The following is a 20027-nucleotide window of genomic DNA, read 5'->3' on the forward strand; positions in this document are numbered from 1 at the left end:
GCGGTGCCCCCGGACACGACTCCACGCAAGAGCGTGACCGGCACCCGCAAGGCCGTGGCGGTGCTCTTCCTGCTGCCCGCCCTGGTGCTGCTCGGCGCGCTCGTCCTCTACCCCATCGGGTACTCGCTGTTCCGCAGCTTCTTCGACTCGTCGGGCGACTTCACGGCGTTCGGCAACTACAAGACGCTGTTCACGGACGACAGCATTCTGACCGCTATCAAGAACAACGCGATCTGGCTGGCCGTGGCGCCCACGGTGGCGACCGCGCTCGGCCTGATCTTCGCCGTGCTGACCGAACGGGTGCGCTGGGGCACGGCGTTCAAGCTCGTCATCTTCATGCCGATGGCGATCTCGATGCTGGCCGCGGGCATCATCTTCCGGCTCGTGTACGAGTCGGATCCCGACCGCGGGGTCGCCAACGCCGTCGCGGTGAGCGTGCACGACACGTTCGCCGAGTCGTCGGCGTTCCCGCGGGCGCATCCGGCCATGAACTCGCCTCTGAAGGCGGCCGGCGGCGGCGCCTTCATCACCAAGGAGCCGGTGCGGGCGGGCGAGCCGGTGGCGCTGCCGCTGACGGGTGTGCCGCCGAACGAGATGCCGGACGACGCGGAGCCCGCCAAGGCCGCGCAGGCCGATCCGGACAAGGTCACCGGCATGTCCTGGCAGGACTTCACGCGCGGCAAGGGCCGCGGGAAGCCCAACGCCCCCGACGCCTCCGAGTCCGGCTACGCGGGCATCAGGATCGAGGCCGTCAAGGGCGGCGAGGCGGTCGCGTCCACCGAGGCCGCGGCGGACGGCACCTTCGCGCTGCCGAAGGAGGCGGACGGGGCCCAACTGCGCTTCCCCGCCTCGAACTTCCGCGAGCCGTACAACGGAGTCGACTGGCTCGGCCCCTCCCTGATCACGCCCGCGGTCATCGGCTCGTACCTGTGGATGTGGGCGGGGTTCGCGATGGTCCTGATCGCGGCGGGGCTCGCGAGCGTGCCGCGTGAGCTGTTGGAGGCAGCGCGGGTGGACGGCGCCAATGAGTGGCAGGTCTTCCGGCGGGTGACGGTGCCGCTGCTGGCGCCGGTCCTCGCGGTGGTGCTGGTCACGCTCATGATCAACGTACTGAAGATCTTCGACCTGGTCTTCGTGATCCCGCCGGGCTCGTCGAAGGACGACGCGAACGTCCTCGCGCTCCAGCTCTACAACTCCGCGTTCGGGGAGCGTGACCTGGGGGTGGCGAGCGCCATCGCGACGTTCCTCTTCCTGCTGGTGATCCCGGTGATGCTGTTCAACATCCGGCGCATGCGGCGGGAGGCACGGCGATGACGGCGAACCGTGTGGAGATCGTCAAGGCCAAGCAGTCCCTGGGCGGGCGCGTCGCCTCCGCCCTGGGCGGGACCGCGCTGCGCGTGTTCCTGGTGCTGGTGGGCCTGTTCTGGCTGATGCCGACGGTCGGGCTGCTGATCGGCTCGCTGCGGTCCTCCGCCGACATGAGCGAGAGCGGCTGGTGGAAGGTGTTCGGCGCGCCCTCGCAGCTGACGCTGGACAACTACGCGAACCTCCTCAAGGACGAGACGATCACCGACTCGCTCCTGGCCAGTGTCACGATCACCGTCCCGGCGACGCTGCTCGTCGTGCTCCTCGGCTCGCTCGCCGGGTACGCGTTCGCGTGGCTGGACTTCCCGGGCCGCGACTGGTGGTTCATCGCCGTGGTCGGGCTGCTCGTCGTGCCGGTGCAGGTGGCGCTGGTGCCGATCGCCGATCTCTTCGGCAAGATCGGCATCTTCGAGACGACGGTGGGCGTGGTCCTCTTCCACGTGGCGTTCGGCCTGCCGTTCGCGATCTTCCTGCTGCGGAACTTCTTCGCGGAGATCCCCCGCGAACTGCTGGAGGCGGCGCGCCTCGACGGTGCGGGTGAGCTGCGGCTCTTCGTGCGGGTCGTGATGCCGCTGGGGGCGCCGGCGATCGCCTCGCTGGGCATCTTCCAGTTCCTGTGGGTCTGGAACGACATGCTGATCGCGCTGATCTTCGCCGACTCGCAGAACCCGCCGATCACGGTGGCGCTCCAGCAGCAGGTGCGGTTCTTCGGTGACAACGTGCAGATCCTGGCGCCGGGCGCCTTCATCTCGATGGTGATCCCGCTGGCCGTGTTCTTCGCGTTCCAGCGGCAGTTCGTGACGGGGGTGATGGCGGGCGCGGTGAAGTAGCCGTGCGGCGGGGAGCGTACGTATTTTCGTATACGTACGGTGAGCGGGGCGGCCCTTGCCTTGTTTGGGTCGCCCCGCTTGCTGCCGAGCGCCCTGGGGTGCGTCGTGGGGCGGGGCCGCGGGGGTATGTCCGTGCTCGCCATCTTGGCGCGGGCCTTTTGCTGCTTCAGCGCCCTCATGACCACCTGGGCGGGGGCACCTCCGGTGCGTCGTGGGGCGGGGCCGCGGGGGTACGTCCGTGCTCGCCATCTTGGCGCGGGCCTTTTGCTGCTTCAGCGCCCTCATGACCACCTGGGCGGGGGCACCTCCGGTGCGTCGTGGGGCGGGGCCGCGGGGGTACGTCCGTGCTCGCCATCTTGGCGCGGGCCTTTTGCTGCTTCAGCGCCCTCATGACCACCTGGGCGGGGGCACCTCCGGTGCGTCGTGGGGCGGGGCCGCGGGGGTACGTCCGTGCTCGCCATCTTGGCGCGGGCCTTTTGCTGCTTCAGCGCCCTCATGACCACCTGGGCGGGGGCACCTCCGGTGCGTCGTGGGGCGGGGCCGCGGGGGTACGTCCGTGCTCGCCATCTTGGCGCGGGCCTTTTGCTGCTTCAGCGCCCTCATGACCACCTGGGCGGGGGCACCTCCGGTGCGTCGTGGGGCGGGGCCGCGGGGGTATGTCCGTGCTCGCCATCTTGGCGCCGGGCCTTTGCTGCTTCGGGGCCCTGGTGACCACCACTGTGCTCCGCGCGCACATACCCCCGCGTCCCCTCGGGTGCGCTCACGGGTGCGGGGTGTCGTCGGCTCACGTGCCCCGCTGCTCCGTGCGGGGCGATTGTGGTGGGGGTGTGCGGAGAAACGGGGCATGGGGCGCGCGTCGCGGGCATAAAGGGGGCAAAGTGGGTCAATGGTCCGCATTGGTTTCACGCCATCCCGTCTTTCCGGGTCCCGGCCGGAGTTCGTCCGGCGGCTGCGCGCCACCGCGCGCAGTACGCGGTTCCGCGTGGAGCGGGTCGCCGCCGGGCGCGTGTCGCGCGCCGAGCCGCCGCTGACGCCCGTGCACCTCTCGCTGCGCGACAGCCGCACCCTGAACCTCGCCCTCGCCGCCGGGCACACCGAGCCTTCGGACCGCGCCCGGCTGCTGATCACGCGCGGACGCCGCAGGCTCGCCGTGCCCCTCGCCTTCGAGCGGCACACGGCCGCCGCCCCGCTGTTGACGGCCACGGCGACCCTGCGGGACATGCGGGACGGCGTGTGGCGGCTCACCGTCGAGACGCGCGGTGCCGACGGCCGCGTACGCCGTCGGGGGATCGCGCCCGTCGAGGACGGCGCGCCGCCCGCGACGCCCACCGTGCCGTACGCCCCCGACCCGCTGACCGGGACCCTCGTGCGGATCGTGCGGTCCCGCACCGGGCGGGCCGTGCTCCAGGCCACGCGGTCCCGGCCGCGTGCGGAGCTGGTGCGCTTCGAGCCGCGCGGGGACGGGATCACCGTGCATGGACGGCTGGTCGGGGCGGCCCTCACCCAGGTGTGCGCGGAGGCCGTGCGGCGCAGGGACAAAGTCGTCGTACCGGTCGACGCGGGTGTGCGCGACGGTGCGTTCACTCTGTCGGTGCCGCTCGGGGCGATGACCGGGGCCGGGGCCGGGCAGTGGGTGTGGGACTTCCGGGTGGCGGGGCTGCCGCTCGGCCGGTGGCTGACGGACGTGCGGGATCCCTCGGCCGCCTACCCCACGCCCTTCCGCGTCTTCGCGCTGCCGGACGGGTCGCTGGTCCGGGCGCACGCCCACTTCACCGGCACGGGCGCCTTCGCCGTGACGTGCTGGGACATCACCGCCCTCACGCGGGAGCCCGCGGCCTCCGCCCGCCCCGCACGCACACCGACCGCCTCCCAGCACGCGCCGGTCGGCCCCACGGCCGAGCCCGCCAAGGAGACCTCATGAAGATCACATACTTGCTCGGGTGGGGCGATGAGATGGGTGGGACCGAGCTGGCCACCTACACCCAGGCCGCGCACCTCGCCGAACGCCCCGGCATCGAGGTCGAGGTCGTCTCCGTCTTCCGGACCCGCGCCGAGCCGTTCTTCGCGGAGGCCCGCGCTCTGCCCGTGCGGTATCTCGTGGATCGTACGGCGACGCCCGAACGGCCTGTCAGGACCACGGAGTTGGACGGCGCCGCGTGTCGCACGCTCGCCGCGTTGCCCAGCGAGCTGATCCGGCCCGCCTGGGAGGACACCTTCGACCGGCTCTCCGACATCGAGATGACCGCCGCGCTCTCCGCGACCGACACCGACGTGCTGGTCACCACCACGCCCGCGCTGCTCGCCGCCGCCGTGACGCTCGTGCCCGCGCGCGTCGTCACCGTCCACCAGGAGCACCGCCCCACCCAGCGGCGCGGCCCCTCCGGCGAACCGCTGCTCCTGCACGCGCCGCGCCTGGACGCCCTGGTCACCCTCACCGAACGCACCCGGGACTGGATCGCGGAGTCCCTCGGGCCCACCGCGCCCGAACTGGCCGTCATCCCGAACGCCGTACCGGACGGCTTCCGGCCGCGCGCGGACGGCGAGAGCAAGGTCATCGTCATGGCGGCGCGGCTGACCGGCGAGAAGCGCGTCGACCACGCCGTGCGGGCCTTCGCGCAGGTCGCCGAGGCGCACCCGGAGTGGCGGCTGCGGATCTTCGGCAGCGGCCACCGCGAGCAGCATCTGCGCCGCCTGGTCGACGGGTTCGGCGTGCACGACCGCGTCGAACTCCTCGGCCCCTGCCAGGACATGGCCGCCGAGTGGGCCAAGGCGGGGCTGAGCCTGATGACCGCCGGGCACAACGAGGCGTTCCCGCTGGTGCTCCTGGAGGCGCTCGCCGCCGGGGTGCCCGTCATCGCGTACGACGTGCTGACCGGGCCCGCCGAGATCGTGCGGCACCGCGTCGACGGGCTGCTGGTGCCGCCGGGCGAGGTCGATGAACTCGCCTTTGCCATGGATGAGTTGATGGGCGATGACGCGACCCGGGGCGCGTACGCCCGCGCCGCCCGCGAAGGCGTCTACGCCCGCTTCTCCTCGGCGGACGTCACCGCGCGCTGGGAGGAGCTGTACACGCGGCTCGTGGCGGGTCGGGAGCTGCCCGGGCGGCTGCGGGGGCGCGCGGACCGCGTGGCGCTCGGGGTCGCCTCCGGCGGCTGCGGCTTCCGGCCGACCGCGCCGCACACCTTCGACGCCGCGGCCGCCGCCGACGAGCGGGCCCGCGAGGACGAGATCATCGCCGCCGACCCGACGGGCCGCGTCATCCGCTCGGTGGGCCGTCTCGCCGAGCGGCGCGACGACGTCCTCGCGCCGCGCATGGCGGAATGGAACCTGCGGCTCACCGCGTCCGCCCTGGAGGCGCAGGACGTGCCCCACGTCCTCGTCCGCACCCCCGACGGCACCGCTCACACCCTGGCGGTGGCCGCCGACGACCAAGGCCGCGCGCTGAAGGCCCTGGCCGCGGCGCTGCGCGGGCAACCCGTCTACGCCGAGCTGGTCAACCCACGCGATGCGGCGCCCGGCGTGGTCCTCGCCGAACGCCTCGACTCCATCGGCGACCTGTCCGGCGTCAAGGTCTTCAAGCCGGTGACCACGACCACCCTGTCGCTGCGGCACGGCGCCGGACTCGCCTGCACCGTCGCGTTCTGGCACCCGGTTCCCGGCGCCACGCCCGGCGCCGGGGCCGACGGCGGCTTCCGCGCGCCCTTCGGGACGACGCTGGCCGGCGCGGTGCTGCCCTCGCTCACCCCGACGGCGACCCTGCGGGTGGCGGACCGCGACTACCCGACCCTCAAGGTGTTCACCGAACTCCTCGTCAGGGACGTCGACTTCCCCATCGACGCCGTCTACACCTGGGTCGACGACTCCGACCCCGAGTGGCGCGCCCGTCGTGACGCGACGCGCGGCGACGGCCGGCGGGAGTCGGCGGACGACGGGGCCGTGCGCTTCCGCAACCGCGACGAGCTGCGTTTCAGCCTGCGCTCGCTGGCGATGTACGCGCCGTGGGTGCGGCACGTGTACCTCGTCACGGCGGGGCAGGTGCCGGACTGGCTCGACCGGGAGCATCCCGGCCTGACCGTCGTCGACCACCGCGACCTGTTCGCCGACCCCGAGGCGTGCCTGCCCACCTTCAACTCACACTCCATCGAGTCCCAACTGCATCGCATCGAGGGCCTGTCGGAGCACTTCCTGTACTTCAACGACGACATGTTCCTCGGCCGCCCCGCCGACCCGGAGCTGTTCTTCCTCAGCAACGGCCTGCCCCGCTTCTTCTGGTCCTCGCAGTCCGTGCCCGCCCTGCCCCTCTCCCCGGACGACGAGGGCTATCTGGCGGCGGCGAAGAACAACCGCGAGCTGCTGCGCGCCGCCTTCGGCAGGACCACGACGCACAGCTTCTTCCACGTGCCGTACGCGCTGCGCCGCAGCATCCTCACGGAGATCACCGAACGCTTCCCGGAAGAGCTGGCGGCCACCGCCCGCAGCCGCTTCCGCTCCGTGGGCGACCACTCCCTGGTGTCGTCGCTGCACCAGCACTACGCGTACCTCACCGGCCGCGCGGTGCCGGGCACCATCTCGTACGACTTCGTCGACATCGGTGACCGCGCCGACCACGCGCGGCTCGGGCGGCTGCTCCAGAACCGCGACCGGGCGGCGTTCTGCATCGGCGAGTCGCCCGACAGCGGCATGGCCGATGAGGAGATGGCGCTGGCCATCAGGTCGTTCCTGACGGCGTACTTCCCGGTGCGCTCGCCCTACGAACGCTGAGACTCGGGCAGGAACAGCCGCCGGACGACGCGTTCGGCGGCTCTCCCGTCGTCGTAGGGGCAGAAGCGGGCCCGGAACGCCGACCGCAGTTTCGCCGCCTCCGGGGAGTCCCAGGCGCCGTCGCAAAACAGCTCGGCCAGTTCGTCCTCGGTGGTGGCCACCGCCCCCGGTGTCTCGCCCGGCCGGCCGGAGAGCAGGTCGAAGTAGGTGCCGCGGGCGAGGTGGTAGGCCTGCCAGTCGGGCGCGTACGTCACGATCGGGCGGTCCAGGCAGGCGTAGTCGAACATCAGGGACGAGTAGTCCGTGACGAGGGCGTCGGCGGCGAGGCACAGGTCCTCCACGCGCGCGTGCCCGGTGACGTCGACGATCCGGGGGTGGGCGTCGAGCCCGGCGTCGGCGCCGTAGAAGTAGTGGGCGCGCACCAGCACGACGTACTGCGGGCCGAGCCGTTCGGCGAAGCGGCGCAGGTCCAGGCGGGGCAGGAAGCCCTTCTGGTAGTCGCGGTGGGTCGGCGCGTACAGCAGCACGGTCTGCCCGTCCTCGACGCCGAGCCGCGCGCGGATGCGGGCGATCTCCTCGTCGTCCGTCGTGAAGTACACGTCGTTGCGGGGGTAGCCGGCCTCCAGCGCCTCGTACGCGGCGGAGGGGTAGACGCGCTCCCAGATCTCCGTGGAGTGCGGGTTGGCGGAGAGGCTGAAGTCCCACTGGTCGGTGTGGTCGAGGACCTTCTGGAAGCTGATGCCGTGTGTGCCCGCCGGGTAGCGGCGCTGGTCCAGGCCCATCTTCTTCAGCGGGGTGCCGTGGTGGGTCTGGAGGTAGAGCTGACCGGGCCGCTTGGTGAAGCCGCCGGGGAAGCTGGAGTTGTTGATCAGGTACGTCGCTCTGGCCATCGCCTCCCAGTAGCGCCGGGAGCCTTCGACGACGTACTCGATCCCGGCGGGCACCTTGTCCTTGTGGCGTCCGGAGACCACCCACACGCCCCGGATGTGCGGGGCCAGTTCGCGGGCCGTGGCGTGGATCGCGGCCGGGTTGCAGGAGACCGCGCGGTTCCAGTAGGCGCCGTAGACCGCGAGGTGCGGGTCGAGGGAGCGGTGCAGGTCGGCGCGGTAGGCGGCGCGCATGGCGCGGGCGCGCAGCTTCTTCTTCTGCCGCGTGAGGTGCCGGGTGAGGCGCGCGCGCCGTGACTCGGCCTTGCGCAGCCCTTCGTAGGCCGCGTAGGAGGCGGTGGCCAGGGCCTTCTCGCCGGGGTCGCGGGGCTCGGCGCCCGCGGGCGCGTACGTGCCGTGGACGCGGGCCGCCTCGCGGAAGAAGTCGCGCCGGTCGCCCGCGCGGATCCGCCCCGGGTCGTCCAGGACGGCGAGCAGGTGCGCGGCGGCGTGCGGCAGGAGCCGGGCGCGGTCGGCGGGTTCGGCGGCGGCGAGGAGTTCGCCGTACCGCCCGATGACGGCGAAGTGGTGGCGGCCCGGCGTCGTGGAGAAGCTGCCGCCGCGCCGCTCGCGCCAGCGCACGCAGGTCCGGTCGAGGACGGCGAGGCGCTCGCCCGCGCACAGGGTCGCGGTGTGGACGGGCACCACGTCCTCGTACGCGCCGTCGGAGAAGGCGAGCCGCCGGGCGCGCCAGAAGTCGCGGCGGAAGAGGCGGTTCCAGGCGGCCGGGGCGGCGGCCAGCGGGTCGTCCGCGCGGGGGGCGGTGCCGGGGCGGACGGTCTCCCACCAGTCGACGCGGTCGTGCCCGAAGAGCAGGACGTCCGGTTCGCCGTGCTCGGTGAGGGCCGCGTCGAGGGCTTCGAGGGCGCCCGGCAGGAGCAGGTCGTCGCCGTCGAGGAAGAGGAGGTGGCCGCCGGTGGCGCGGTCGGCGCCGATGTTGCGGGCGGGGCCTGTGCCCGCCCGGACGGGGAGGCGGACCAGGCGCACGCGCGGATCGCGCTCCGCGTACTCGGCGGCGATCGCGGCGCACGCGTCGGGCGAGGCGTCGTCGACGACGGTCAGTTCGAGGTCGCCGAAGGACTGGGTGAGCACCGACTCCAGGCAGGCGCGCAGGTAGCCCTGGACGCGGTGGGCGGGGACGACGACCGAGAAGCGCGACATATCAACCGACCGTAGCCAGCCGGACACCCGCTGTCGAAGACCTCACCTCACTCATTGGGGTGACACACGCCAGAGAAACTGACCGGCGTGGGCCGTGAACGGGCAAAGGGGGCTAAATATGCCCGTACTCCCATGAAAGGCCGGTCGCCGTGCAGCCCCGTCTCAGCGTCGTCGTGCCCATCTACAACGTCGAGGAGTTTCTGGAGGAGTGCCTGGAATCGATCGCCCGGCAGACCGTCAACGGCATGGCCGGACCGGGACGGCACGGCGGTCCCGACGGTCCGTGCGGTCCGGGCGGTCCGGGCGGTCTGGAGTGCGTCATGGTCGACGACGGCTCGACCGACGGCAGCCCGCTCATCGCCCGTGAGTTCGCCGCCCGCGACCCCCGCTTCGTCTACGTCCGCCAACGCAACGCCGGGCTGAGCGCCGCCCGCAACACGGGCGTGCGCAAGGCGTCGCCCACCGCCGAGTTCCTGACCTTCGTCGACAGCGACGACGTCGTGCCGCACGACGCGTACGAACGGATGATCGCGAGCCTGGACGAGACCGGCTCCGACTTCGCGACCGGCAACGTCTGGCGGCTGACCGAGCGGGGCCGCTCGCAGGCCTGGCAGTACAAGTGGCTGACCGAGCCGCGCACCCGTACGCACATCTCCCGCGACCTTGACCTGCTCTCCGACCGCGTGGCCTGGAACAAGGTCTTCCGCCGCTCCTTCTGGGACCGGCACCGCTTCACCTTCCCCGAGGGCAAGCTCTACGAGGACACGCCCGTGATGATCCCGGCGCACTTCCTCGCCGGTTCCGTGGACGTGCTCAGCGACCACGTCTACTACTGGCGGATCCGCGAGGGCTCCATCACCCGGCGGCGCACCGACGTCAAGGGCGTCCGCGACCGCATCGCGGCGTGCGCGCATGTCAGCGGCTTCCTCGCGCAGCACGCGCCGGAGATGAAGAAGACGTACGACGCGTCCTGTCTGCGCGACGACTTCGTGTACTTCCTGGAGGGGCTGCCGGTGGGCGGCCCCGAGTACCGCGCGGCCTTCATGACGGACACCGCCGCCTTCCTGCGCCGCGCCGACCCGTCCGTCATCGCCGGGCTCCCCGTCGACCTGCGCGTCAAGTGGCACCTGGTCCGCGAGGCCCGCACCGCCGAACTCGTCGACCTCCTCACCTTCGAGCGGGCCAACGGCACCGCCTTCCACGTGCGCGGCGCGCTGCGCCGCCGGGCCGTCCACCCGGGCGTCGGCCGCGTCCCGGAGAAACTGGCGCGCGTCGGGCGGGGCGAACTGCCCGTCGTGGCGCGCGTCGGCGAGACCCGGTGGGACGCCGACGGCATGCTGCGGATCAGCGGATACGCGTACGTCCGCAATCTGGAGGCGACCCGCCCCGCGCACTCCGTGAAGGCGGGGCTGCTGCGGTCGACGCGGAGCAGGGGCCGCTTCCGCCGCGTGCCGACGAGGACGGTCGCCGCCCCGCAGGCCACCGAGCAGTCACGGCAGCGCCTGCACTGCTACGACCTGGCCGGCTTCGAGATGACCGTCGACCCCGAGCAGTTGAAGACGGGCGGGGCGTGGCAGCCGGGGAACTGGCTGCTGGGCGTGGTCGTCGCGGGCCACGGCACGGTGCGGCGCGCGGCCGTGCGCGCCGCCGACGGACCGTCCGCCCAGTCCCTGGTGCGCGAGCTGGGCGACGGGCTGCGCCTGGTCGTCGGCTACAGCAAGGGCCGCCTGGTGCTGCGGATCAAGGAGTACGCGGCGCGCGTCGAGGCCCACCGGCGCGACGGCGGCGACGTGGTGCTCAGCGGCAGCCTGCCCGGCCGGGTGCGCCCCCGCTCCCTGCGCCTCACCCACAAGCACTCGGGGACCGACGTCGACTACCCGGTGGCGCTCGCCGACGACCGCTTCGAGGTCCGCCTACGGCTCGCCGACCTGACGGGGGTGGCGCCCACACCGCACCTCGCGCCGAAGGAGGTCGAGCCGCCGCACGGCGAGCGCTGGCAGGCCAACCTCGTGCTGCCCGACGGCACGCTGAAGTCACTGGCCGCCGGGCTCGCCCTGGCCCCGGGGCGGTACGCGTCGGACGACGGCCGGGAGCTGTGCGCCACGGCCAACGACCGCGGTGAGCTGGTCGTCGAGGTGACGCGGCAGCCGATCGCCGACCGCGTCGCGTGGGGCGCGGACGGCACACTCACCGTCGAGATGCTCGCCTCCGAGGCCGCCTGGCCCGCCGCTGAACTGGTCCTGCGGCACAGCGGCCGCGACGAGGAGCTGACGGTCCCGGCCGAACGCGACGGGGAGCGGCTGCGCGCGGTGGTCGCACCGGGCGGCGGGGCGCTGCGCGAAGGGCGGTGGTACGCGTTCCTGCGGGACACGAACGCCTCTCCAGGGGAGGCCGGGCGCGCCGACGACGGCATGCCCGTGCGCCTTCTCGCCTCCGTGGCGGCCGGGCTACCGGTCCACCGGAGCGTCCAGGGGCGGGAGTTCACCCTCGACCGGCGGTTCGGGGACCGGCTCCTCGTCGAGGCGGGCTCCGTGCTCGCGCGCACCGAACGCGGCGCCTACCGGCAGCACCGGCTGCGCACCGCCCACTACCCGCACCACCGCGCGCGGCCGCTGACCGACGCCGTGCTGTACCTCGACGGGGACTCGCCGCGCGCCGTCCACGAGGAGCTGGTGCGGCGCGGCGCCGACGTCGAGCACCTGTGGGTCACGCACGACCAGCAGACCCGCGTGCCCGCCGGGGCGAAGGGCGTGGAGGAGCACAGCGCGGCCTGGTACGAGGCGCTGGCCCGCTGCCGCCGCATCGTCACCTCGGGCCATCTGCCGGAGTTCTTCGAGCGCCGCGAGGGCCAGACCGTCGTACAGACCTGGCACGGCGCGCCGCTCAAGCGCATCGGCACCGACCTCACCGACTCCCTCTACGCCGACCACGGCCACCTCGACGCCTTGCCGCGCCTGTCCCGCCAGTGGGACGTCCTGGTCTCGCCGAATCGCTTCTCCACCCCGCACCTGGGCCGCGCCCTCGCCTACGACGGCGAGGTCCTGGAGGCGGGCTCGCCCCGCAACGACGTGCTGTTCGGCGACGACCGCCAGAAGGTCGCCGAGCGGGTGCGGAACGAGCTGGGCGTCACGCCGGACAAGCGGGTCGTGCTGTACGCGCCGACGTACCGGGACCATCTCGCGTACGCCCCGGGCCGGTTCCGCTATGAACCGGCGCTCGACTTCCGCGCCGCCGAGTCGGTCCTCGGCGACGACCACGTCCTGCTGGTGCGCAAGCACCCGCTGACGGCGGCCGGCTGCCGGGCGCCCGCGCGCCCTTCGTACGCGATGTGACGGCACACCCGCGCGCCGCCGAACTGCTCCTGATCGCCGACGTGCTGGTGACCGACTACTCCTCGCTCATGTTCGACTTCGCGCACACCGGGCGCCCGATGCTCTTCCACGCCTACGACCTGGAGCACTACCGCGACACCGTGCGCGGCTTCTACCTCGACTTCGAGACGAGCGCGCCGGGGCCGCTGCTCGCCTCCACCGGCGAGGTCGTCGAGGCGCTGCGCGACCTGGACGCGATCGCGGCCCGGCACACGGACGCGTACACGGCCTTCCGTGAGGCGTACTGCGACCTGGACGACGGCCGGGCCGCGGCCCGCGTCGCGGAGAGGCTGATGCGGTGACCGGCACGCTCCTCGTGCGCAGGACCGTCCACGGCGCGACGGCCCTGGGGGGCGGCCCCCGGTGGCGGCCCTCCCCCTACGCGGTCTTCGGCGGCCTGTTCTGGGTGGTGATGTCCCTGGCGTTCTGGCGGGTGCCGATGTGCTGCGACTTCGGGCAGCACGCGGCGGTCGTGGAGCGCCTCAAGGACGACCTCCTGCGTCCCGCGCACCCGATGGCGGACCTGCCGGGCGACGGCAGCGCGTACTACTCGCCGTACGCGGTCCTCCAGGGCCTGTTCGCCCAGGTGACGGACTTGGCGGGCCGGCAGGTCGTCAAGGTCTCGGGCCCGCTGAACCTCCTCGTCCTGCTCACCGGCATCGGCCGGTTCGTGCGGGTCCTGACGCCCCGTCCGTGGGCCCCGGTCCTCGCGCTGTTGGCGATGGTGCTGCTGTGGGGCACGCGCATGGCGTGGTGGAGCGGCTATCTGGGCCTGATGTCGATGACGGGGAACCTCGGCTACCCCTCCACGTTCGCGATCGGCCTGGCGTTCTGGGCCTGGGCGTGGGCCGGTGCGCTGGCACGCGGCCCGCGCAGATGGGGCGTTGGGGCGTACGTCGGTCTGGGCGCCCTGTGCGGACTCATCCTGCTCATCCACCCGATCTCATCCGTGGCGGCGGTGATCGGCGTGGTCGCGTTCGCGGCGTCCGGCCGGAAGGTGTGGGCGTGGGCGGCGACCGCCGCGACCGCCGTCCTGATCGCGTCGCTCTGGCCGTACTACAGCGTCTTCTCCCTGGTCGGCGACTCAAGCGTCGACTGGATCCACCGCCAGCTCTACACCGACATGCCCCAGCGCTTCTGGCTGGCGCTGCTCGGCCTGCCCGCCCTGTGGCTGCGCTTCCGCAGGGACCGCACGGACCCGCTGGTGCTGATGTTCGCCCTGGAGTGCGCGGTCGTCGCGTACGGCTGGGTCAGCGGCCACTACACCTACGGCCGCATCCTCGGACTGACGCTGGTGCCCTTGCAGTTCGCCCTCGCCATCGAGCTGGCGGCGCCGCGGCCCTGGGGGGCGCGGCGGGGCGCGCTCGCCGGGGCGGCGGCGCTCGGGGCCTGCGTGGGGTTCTTCCAGATCCAGGCGGGCGCGGTGGTGCCGCGGGCGCTGGATCCCATCGGGTTCGACCAGCCGCCGCGCTGGCCGGACTACGGCTGGGCGGTCGGCCACATGCGGCGCGGCGACGTCGTGCTGACCGACGGCTACCGCCCCACGCGGTCCGTGCCCGCGTACGGCGCCAACCTCGTCGCCCCGGCCTGGCCCGACGCCTCGCTCGACGAGGACGTCCGCAACCGCCGCCTGGCCGCCGTGCGCGCCTACCTCTCGCCCGACTCCACCCGCGAGGAGCGCGCGGCGATCGCGCGCCGCTACGACGTGCGGTGGCTGCTGCTCTCCCCCGGCCAGAAGGTGCCGCGCGAGGCGGTGGTCGTCGACTGGAGCCGGCACACGGGCGAGGTGCTGGCGCGGGTCGGTGGTGCGAAACGCCCACATCGGGACGGCGCCGCACCAGCGAATGCCCCTCTAATCGGATAATTACGAGAAACCACTAACATTTCCCCCGTGGACCGCATCCCGCCTCACCCGACTGCCCAGAACACACCCGCCCCTAACCCGTCCGCCGACGCCGCTCCCGTCTCCGAGACCGCTCCCGTCTCCGTCGTCGTGATCGGCTACGACGACGCGGCGCATGTCGCGGACGCGGTGCGCTCCGCGCTGGCCCAGGGCCCCGTCGTCCGCGAGGTGATCGCCGTCGACGACTGTTCGACGGACGGCAGCGACGCGATCCTCGCCGGGCTCGCGGAGCGGGACCGGCGCGTGAAGGTGATCCGCCGCGCGAGCAACAGCGGCGGCTGCGGCACCCCCCGCAACGACGGCATCGACGCCGCGTCGGCGCCGTACGTGATGTTCCTGGACAGCGACGACGTGCTGCCGCCCGGCGCGGCGGCCGCGCTGCTCGGCGCCGCCGAACGGCACGGCGCCGAGGTCGCCTCGGGGCTGTGCGTGCGCCGCGAACTGCCCTCGGGGCGCGAGGTGCCCTGGCAGCCGGAGCTCTACGCCAAGGCCCGGCTCGTCGCCCGGCCCGAGCTGCGCACCCGCCTCGTCCACGACACGCTCTGCGTCAACAAGCTCTACCGCACGGACTTCCTGCGCGAGCACGGCATCCGCTTCCCCGAAGGCCGCTTCGTCTACGAGGACTTCGTCTTCACCGCGCGCGTGCTCGCCGCGGGGCCGCGCATCGCGCTCGTCCCGGACACGGTGTACGTGTGGCATGTGCGGCGCGCCGCCGCCAAGCTCTCCATCTCCCTGGACCGCTCCGGGATCGCCAACTGGCAGGCCCGCATAGAGGCCCACCGCCAGTCCGTGGAGATCCTGCGGGACGCGCCCGGGTCCGGCGGCAAGCGGCTGGCGCGGGCCGCCCGCGCCAAGTTCATCGACCACGGGCTGCGCATGTACGCCCGTGAACTGCCCGCGCGCGGCGAGGAGTACCGGCGCGAGTGGTGGGCGCTCACGCGCGCGTACCTGGAGACGTTCGACGCCGCCGACCTCGACGCCGCGCCCGCCCCGGGCCGCGTCATCGCGCGCGTCGTCCTCGCCTCCGAACAGCCGCGCGACCTGACGCGGCTGAAGCAGGTGGCGGCGCGCCCGGCACGCCTCGCGCCGCCGTACCCGAGGGCGGCCGACGCCACGCCCGTGTGGGCCGATGACCTGCCCCAGGTCACCCTGGAGCACCTGCTCGTACGCCCCATGCGGCTGCTGCCCCTCGCGGTCGAGGGCGAGCTGCGGCCCCGCGCGGGCGGCAGCCGCCTCACGCTGCGGTTGCGCGAGCTGTACGGGCGGGTCGCGGCCGCGGGCCCCGCCACCGTCGACGTCGAACTCGTCGACCGGCACAGCGGCCTGCCGGGACTGCGCCGGACGGCGGCGTTCAGGGCCGAGCGGCCCGGCGAGACCTGGACCGCCGAGGTCCTGCTCGACCTCGGGTCACTGGCCGGCGGCGTATGGGACCTGCGGCTGCGGCTCCACTTCGACGACGGGACGGCACGCGAGTCCACCGCCCATGCCGTCGCGGGCCCCGGACTGCTGCGCCGCACGGTGGTGCCGAACGGCTGGCGCAGCGGCCTCGGCGTCCTCTTGGTCCAGCCGTACGCCACCCAGGCGGGGAACCTCTCGGTGCGGCTCGCGCCCGGCGTGCGGGGTGTCGCGGGGGTGGCGAAGCGCCGCCTGACCCGCCTGGCCCGTGCGCTCAGGGGCTCCCTCGGGAGCGCTTTTGGGCGCTGACGCGACCCGTACACCGGCTCTGCGACACTGCACGTCCAGGGAAAACCAAGGAAGACCCGCACGACAAGACAGGACAAGACGACCATGACCTGGCTGATCACCGGCGGCGCCGGATACATCGGGGCGCACGTCGTCCGCGCCATGACGGAGGCGGGCGAGCGGGCCGTGGTCTACGACGACCTGTCCACCGGCATCGCCGAACGCCTCCCGGCGGAGGTCCCGCTCGTGACCGGCTCGACGCTGGACGCGGAGCTGGTGGCCCGCACCCTGAAGGACCACGCGGTCACCGGAGTCGTCCACCTCGCGGCGAAGAAGCAGGTCGGCGAGTCGGTGGAACAGCCCCTGCGCTACTACCACCAGAACATGGAGGGCCTGCGGGTCCTGCTCGAAGCGGTGGTGGAGGCGGGCGTCCCGTCCTTCGTCTTCTCCTCCTCCGCCGCGGTGTACGGCATGCCCTCCACCGAGAACGGGCTCGTCACCGAGGAGACGCCGTGCCTGCCGATGAGCCCCTACGGCGAGACGAAGCTGGCGGGCGAGTGGCTGGTGCGGGCCACCGGGCGCGCGCACGGCCTGGCGACGGCGTCCTTGCGCTACTTCAACGTGGCGGGCGCGGCCTCACCCGAGCTGGCGGACACCGGCGTCTACAACCTCGTCCCGATGGTCTTCGAGAAGCTCACCGGCGGCGAGGCCCCCCGCGTCTTCGGCGCGGACTACGCCACCCCGGACGGCACCTGCGTACGCGACTACATCCACGTCGTCGACGTGGCCGAGGCCCATGTGGCGACGGCCCGCAGGCTCGCGGCGGCGGCGCCCGGCACGGACCTGACCCTCAACGTCGGCCGGGGCGAGGGCGTGTCGGTGCGCGAGATGACGGACCTCATCAACGACGTGACGGGATACGACACCCTCGCCGAGGTCACGGCCCGCCGCCCCGGCGACCCGGCCCGCGTGGTGGCCGCGGCGGACCGCGTCGCCACGGAACTGGGCTGGACGGCCAAGCGCGACGTGCGCGAGATGGTCACCTCGGCGTGGGCGGGGTGGGTGCGGCTGCACCCGGAGGCGGACCCCCGCCCGGGGGTGTAGCAGGCCCCACCATCGGTCCGGGGGAGCGCCCCCTCGTTCCGCGGGCCGACCGGTGACAGCGTGGGTCCGGGGCGCCGCACGGCGCGCCGGCCGACCCGCTCCGGGAAGGAACCACCCCATGAAGGCCCTGCTCTGGCTCGTCCTCGCCGCCGCTGTCGCCGTCAACATCTCGACCGGCCTCGTCCTCGACGGCGTCCAGCAGACTCTGATCAGCGTGGGCACGGGCGTCGTGGCGCTCGGCACGGCGGTGGGGCTGTACGTGACGCGGCGCCGCGACGCCTGAGCAGCCGCCTTCGGACGCCGGCGCCTCTCAGAGCGCCCGCAGCCCGGCGGCCGTCGCCGCCGCGAGACGGCCCAGATATCCCTTGGGCAGCTTCGCCCGCACCACCACCGAGCGCCAGTAGAGCGGCCCCGACACCAGGTCGAGGGCCAGCTCCTCGTCGGCGCCCTCCCGCAGCTCGCCCCGCTCGACGGCGGCCCGCACGATGCCGCTCGCCACCCCGTGCTGCCCTTCGCGCAGCGCCTTCTGGAGCGCCTCGGCGATCTCGGGGTTGCGGGCCGCCTCGGCCTGGAGGTCGGGGATGATCTGCGAGGCGACGGGGTGCCGCAGGGCGCGCGAGGTCACCTCGTACAGCAGTCGCAGGTCGCCCTCCAGGGAGCCGGTGTCCGGCGCGGGGAGCCCCTGGACCGCTATGGCCGACACCAGGTCGAGCACGAGGTGCAGCTTGGAGCGCCAGCGGCGGTAGACGGCGGTCTTGCCGACGCCCGCGCGGCGGGCGATGCCCTCGATGGACATGCGCGCGTACCCCACAGAGGCCAGCTCTTCGAAGACGGCGTCGCGGATCGCCTCGGTCACGTCCTCGCGGAGCACTGCGGCTCCGGCGGGCGCCCTGCGGCGCGTCCGTGCCCCCGTGGGAGCACCCTGCCGCTCGCCCTCCGGCCCGCTCGCCTGTTCACCCTGTGGCCCGCTCGTCGTCATACGGACAGCATAAGCAGCGGCGAGCGTCACGACGATACGGTTGCGTTCCGACGTCACGAGGTCCTACGCTCGGCGTTGCGACGATACGGTCCCGTCCCGACGTACGCCGCAGCCTCCGAAGCCTCCCCGAGCGAAAGCGACGGACGTGAGCCAGGTCCTCGACGCACCACCACCCGCACCCCCCACCCCGGCGGACCCCCTCTCCCCCGCCGAGCTCGCCGCCCGGCACGGCCTGACCGTCAGCGGCGCCCGCCCCTCCCTGCCCGCGTACGTCCGGCAGCTGTGGCGGCGGCGCCACTTCATCACCGCGTTCGCGACGGCCAAGCTGACGGCCCAGTACAGCCAGGCCAAGCTCGGCCAGCTCTGGCAGGTGATGACCCCGCTGTTGAACGCGGCGGTCTACTACTTCATCTTCGGCGTCCTGATGAACACCAAGCGGGACGTCGAGGACTACGTCCCGTTCCTGGTCACCGGCGTCTTCGTCTTCACGTTCACGCAAGCGTCCGTCATGGCCGGCACCCGCGCCATATCGGGCAGCCTGGGCCTGGTCCGCGCCCTGCACTTCCCGCGCGCCTCGCTGCCCATCTCGTACTGCCTGCAACAGCTCCAGCAGCTGCTCTTCTCCATGGGCGCGCTGGTCGTGATCCTGCTCTGCTTCGGCGTCCCGCCCACGGCGTCCTGGCTCCTGGTGGTCCCCGTCCTCGTACTCCAGTTCACGTTCAACACGGGCCTCGCGCTCGTCATGGCGCGCCTCGGCAGCAAGACACCGGACATCGCACAGCTGATGCCGTTCGTGCTGCGGACGTGGATGTACGCGTCCGGGGTGATGTGGAGCATCGACGCGGTCCTGAAGGACCGGGGCCTGCCGCACGCCGTCCAGGTCCTCCTGGAGTGCAACCCGGCGGCCGTCTACATCGACCTGATGCGCTTCGCCCTCATCGACACCTTCCGCGCGGGCCAGCTCCCGCACCACGTGTGGGCCTGGGCGCTGGGCTGGGCGCTGCTCGCCGGGGTCGGCGGGTTCATCTACTTCTGGAAGGCAGAGGAGACGTACGGCCGTGGCTGACAAGACCGACAGGACCGACAGGACCGAGCCTCCCGCCCCCACCGTCATCGTCGACCACGTCGACATCGTCTACCGCGTGCACGGCACCGGCGCGGGCCGCGGCACCGCCACCGCCGCCCTCAACCGGATCATCGGCGGCCGCGGGAAGACCGAGGCGCGGGCAGGCGTCCGCACGGTGCACGCCGTCAAGAACGTGTCCTTCACCGCCCGCAAGGGCGAGGCGATCGGCCTGATCGGCACCAACGGCTCGGGGAAGTCGACGCTGCTCAAGGCCGTCGCCGGACTGCTGCCCGTGGAGCGCGGGCGCATCTTCACCGACGGCCAGCCCTCCCTGCTCGGCGTGAACGCCGCGATGATGAACGACCTGACGGGCGAGCGCAACGTACGCCTCGGCGGTCTCGCCATGGGCATGAGCCGCGAACAGGTGGCGGAGCGCTACGACGACATCGTCGACTTCTCCGGCATCAACGAGAAGGGCGACTTCATCACGCTGCCGATGCGCACGTATTCCTCCGGCATGGCGGCCCGCCTGCGCTTCTCCATCGCCGCCGCCAAGGACCACGACGTCCTGCTCATCGACGAGGCCCTGGCCACCGGCGACCGCTCCTTCCAGAAGCGCTCCGAGGCCCGCATCCGCGAACTGCGCGAGCGCGCGGGCACGGTCTTCCTGGTCAGCCACAACAACAAGTCGATCCGCGACACCTGCGACCGGGTGCTGTGGCTGGAGCGCGGCGAGCTGCGGATGGACGGTCCCACCGAGGAGGTGATGAAGGAGTACGAGCGGTTCACATGACCACTCGTTCCAAAACCGGACAGGTAGCCCTTTTGTCGCACCAATACCCGCATCCTTACACTATGGGAGCGTTTAGCAACAGAAG

14 protein-coding genes are annotated in these 20027 nt (G+C 72.9%); 12 read left to right on the forward strand and 2 right to left on the reverse strand.

Going from position 1 to position 20027, the window contains the following annotated elements; genetic code table 11:
* The first annotated feature begins 33 nt into the window (after window positions 1-33).
* The 4 genes from ACOBQB_RS24090 to ACOBQB_RS24105 all read left to right on the forward strand — a co-directional run bounded on the left by ACOBQB_RS24090 (window position 34) and on the right by ACOBQB_RS24105 (window position 6956).
* A complete protein-coding gene (locus ACOBQB_RS24090) occupies window positions 34-1314 on the forward strand; it encodes a carbohydrate ABC transporter permease (RefSeq protein ID WP_423598714.1) in 1281 nt (426 codons plus the stop codon).
* On the forward strand, window positions 1311-2195 hold the full coding sequence (locus tag ACOBQB_RS24095; RefSeq protein ID WP_423594205.1) for a carbohydrate ABC transporter permease: 885 nt from the start codon (window positions 1311-1313) through the stop codon (window positions 2193-2195). Before ACOBQB_RS24090 ends, ACOBQB_RS24095 begins: the two co-directional genes overlap by 4 nt.
* Before the next feature lie 886 nt (window positions 2196-3081).
* Complete coding sequence (locus ACOBQB_RS24100; protein WP_423594206.1) at window positions 3082-4116, forward strand: hypothetical protein; 1035 nt, start codon at window positions 3082-3084, stop codon at window positions 4114-4116.
* Window positions 4113-6956 carry a stealth conserved region 3 domain-containing protein gene (locus ACOBQB_RS24105; RefSeq protein ID WP_423594207.1) on the forward strand — a complete coding sequence of 948 codons (2844 nt, stop codon included), beginning with the start codon at window positions 4113-4115 and terminating at the stop codon, window positions 6954-6956. Before ACOBQB_RS24100 ends, ACOBQB_RS24105 begins: the two co-directional genes overlap by 4 nt.
* Here the strand turns inward: ACOBQB_RS24105 and ACOBQB_RS24110 are convergent.
* Entirely contained in the window at window positions 6944-9043 is a 2100-nt protein-coding gene (locus ACOBQB_RS24110) for a bifunctional glycosyltransferase/CDP-glycerol:glycerophosphate glycerophosphotransferase (protein ID WP_423594208.1), read from the reverse strand. The genes ACOBQB_RS24105 and ACOBQB_RS24110 overlap by 13 nt on opposite strands.
* A 149-nt stretch (window positions 9044-9192) precedes the next feature.
* On the opposite strand from ACOBQB_RS24110, the gene ACOBQB_RS24115 reads away from it, so the two are divergent.
* The 6 genes from ACOBQB_RS24115 (at window position 9193) to ACOBQB_RS24140 (ending at window position 17387) form a co-directional block, all read left to right on the forward strand.
* Entirely contained in the window at window positions 9193-12375 is a 3183-nt protein-coding gene (locus tag ACOBQB_RS24115; RefSeq protein WP_423594209.1) for a CDP-glycerol glycerophosphotransferase family protein, read from the forward strand.
* A complete protein-coding gene (locus ACOBQB_RS24120; protein ID WP_423594210.1) occupies window positions 12372-12716 on the forward strand; it encodes a CDP-glycerol glycerophosphotransferase family protein in 345 nt (114 codons plus the stop codon). The genes ACOBQB_RS24115 and ACOBQB_RS24120 overlap by 4 nt, the downstream gene beginning before the upstream one ends.
* On the forward strand, window positions 12713-14278 hold the full coding sequence (locus ACOBQB_RS24125; protein WP_423594211.1) for a hypothetical protein: 1566 nt from the start codon (window positions 12713-12715) through the stop codon (window positions 14276-14278). Before ACOBQB_RS24120 ends, ACOBQB_RS24125 begins: the two co-directional genes overlap by 4 nt.
* Before the next feature lie 129 nt (window positions 14279-14407).
* The gene (locus ACOBQB_RS24130; protein ID WP_423598716.1) at window positions 14408-16021 is read left to right on the forward strand and encodes a glycosyltransferase family 2 protein; all 1614 of its coding nucleotides are present in this window, start codon (window positions 14408-14410) and stop codon (window positions 16019-16021) included.
* A gap of 84 nt (window positions 16022-16105) precedes the next feature.
* Window positions 16106-17104 carry a UDP-glucose 4-epimerase GalE gene (galE, locus tag ACOBQB_RS24135; protein ID WP_423594212.1) on the forward strand — a complete coding sequence of 333 codons (999 nt, stop codon included), beginning with the start codon at window positions 16106-16108 and terminating at the stop codon, window positions 17102-17104.
* A 118-nt stretch (window positions 17105-17222) separates the two neighbouring features.
* A complete protein-coding gene (locus tag ACOBQB_RS24140; RefSeq protein WP_423594213.1) occupies window positions 17223-17387 on the forward strand; it encodes a hypothetical protein in 165 nt (54 codons plus the stop codon).
* Between the two features lie 27 nt (window positions 17388-17414).
* Here the strand turns inward: ACOBQB_RS24140 and ACOBQB_RS24145 are convergent, their stop codons facing one another.
* Entirely contained in the window at window positions 17415-18083 is a 669-nt protein-coding gene (locus ACOBQB_RS24145; protein WP_423594214.1) for a TetR/AcrR family transcriptional regulator, read from the reverse strand.
* A gap of 145 nt (window positions 18084-18228) precedes the next feature.
* Between ACOBQB_RS24145 and ACOBQB_RS24150 the strand changes: the two genes are divergently transcribed.
* Both ACOBQB_RS24150 and ACOBQB_RS24155 read left to right on the forward strand, forming a co-directional pair.
* Window positions 18229-19149 carry an ABC transporter permease gene (locus ACOBQB_RS24150; RefSeq protein WP_423594215.1) on the forward strand — a complete coding sequence of 307 codons (921 nt, stop codon included), beginning with the start codon at window positions 18229-18231 and terminating at the stop codon, window positions 19147-19149.
* Entirely contained in the window at window positions 19142-19942 is an 801-nt protein-coding gene (locus ACOBQB_RS24155) for an ABC transporter ATP-binding protein (protein ID WP_423594216.1), read from the forward strand. The genes ACOBQB_RS24150 and ACOBQB_RS24155 overlap by 8 nt, the downstream gene beginning before the upstream one ends.
* The last annotated feature ends 85 nt before the right edge of the window (window positions 19943-20027 follow it).

It is taken from the genome of Streptomyces sp. G5(2025), assembly GCF_049542075.1.
Lineage (GTDB): Bacteria > Actinomycetota > Actinomycetes > Streptomycetales > Streptomycetaceae > Streptomyces.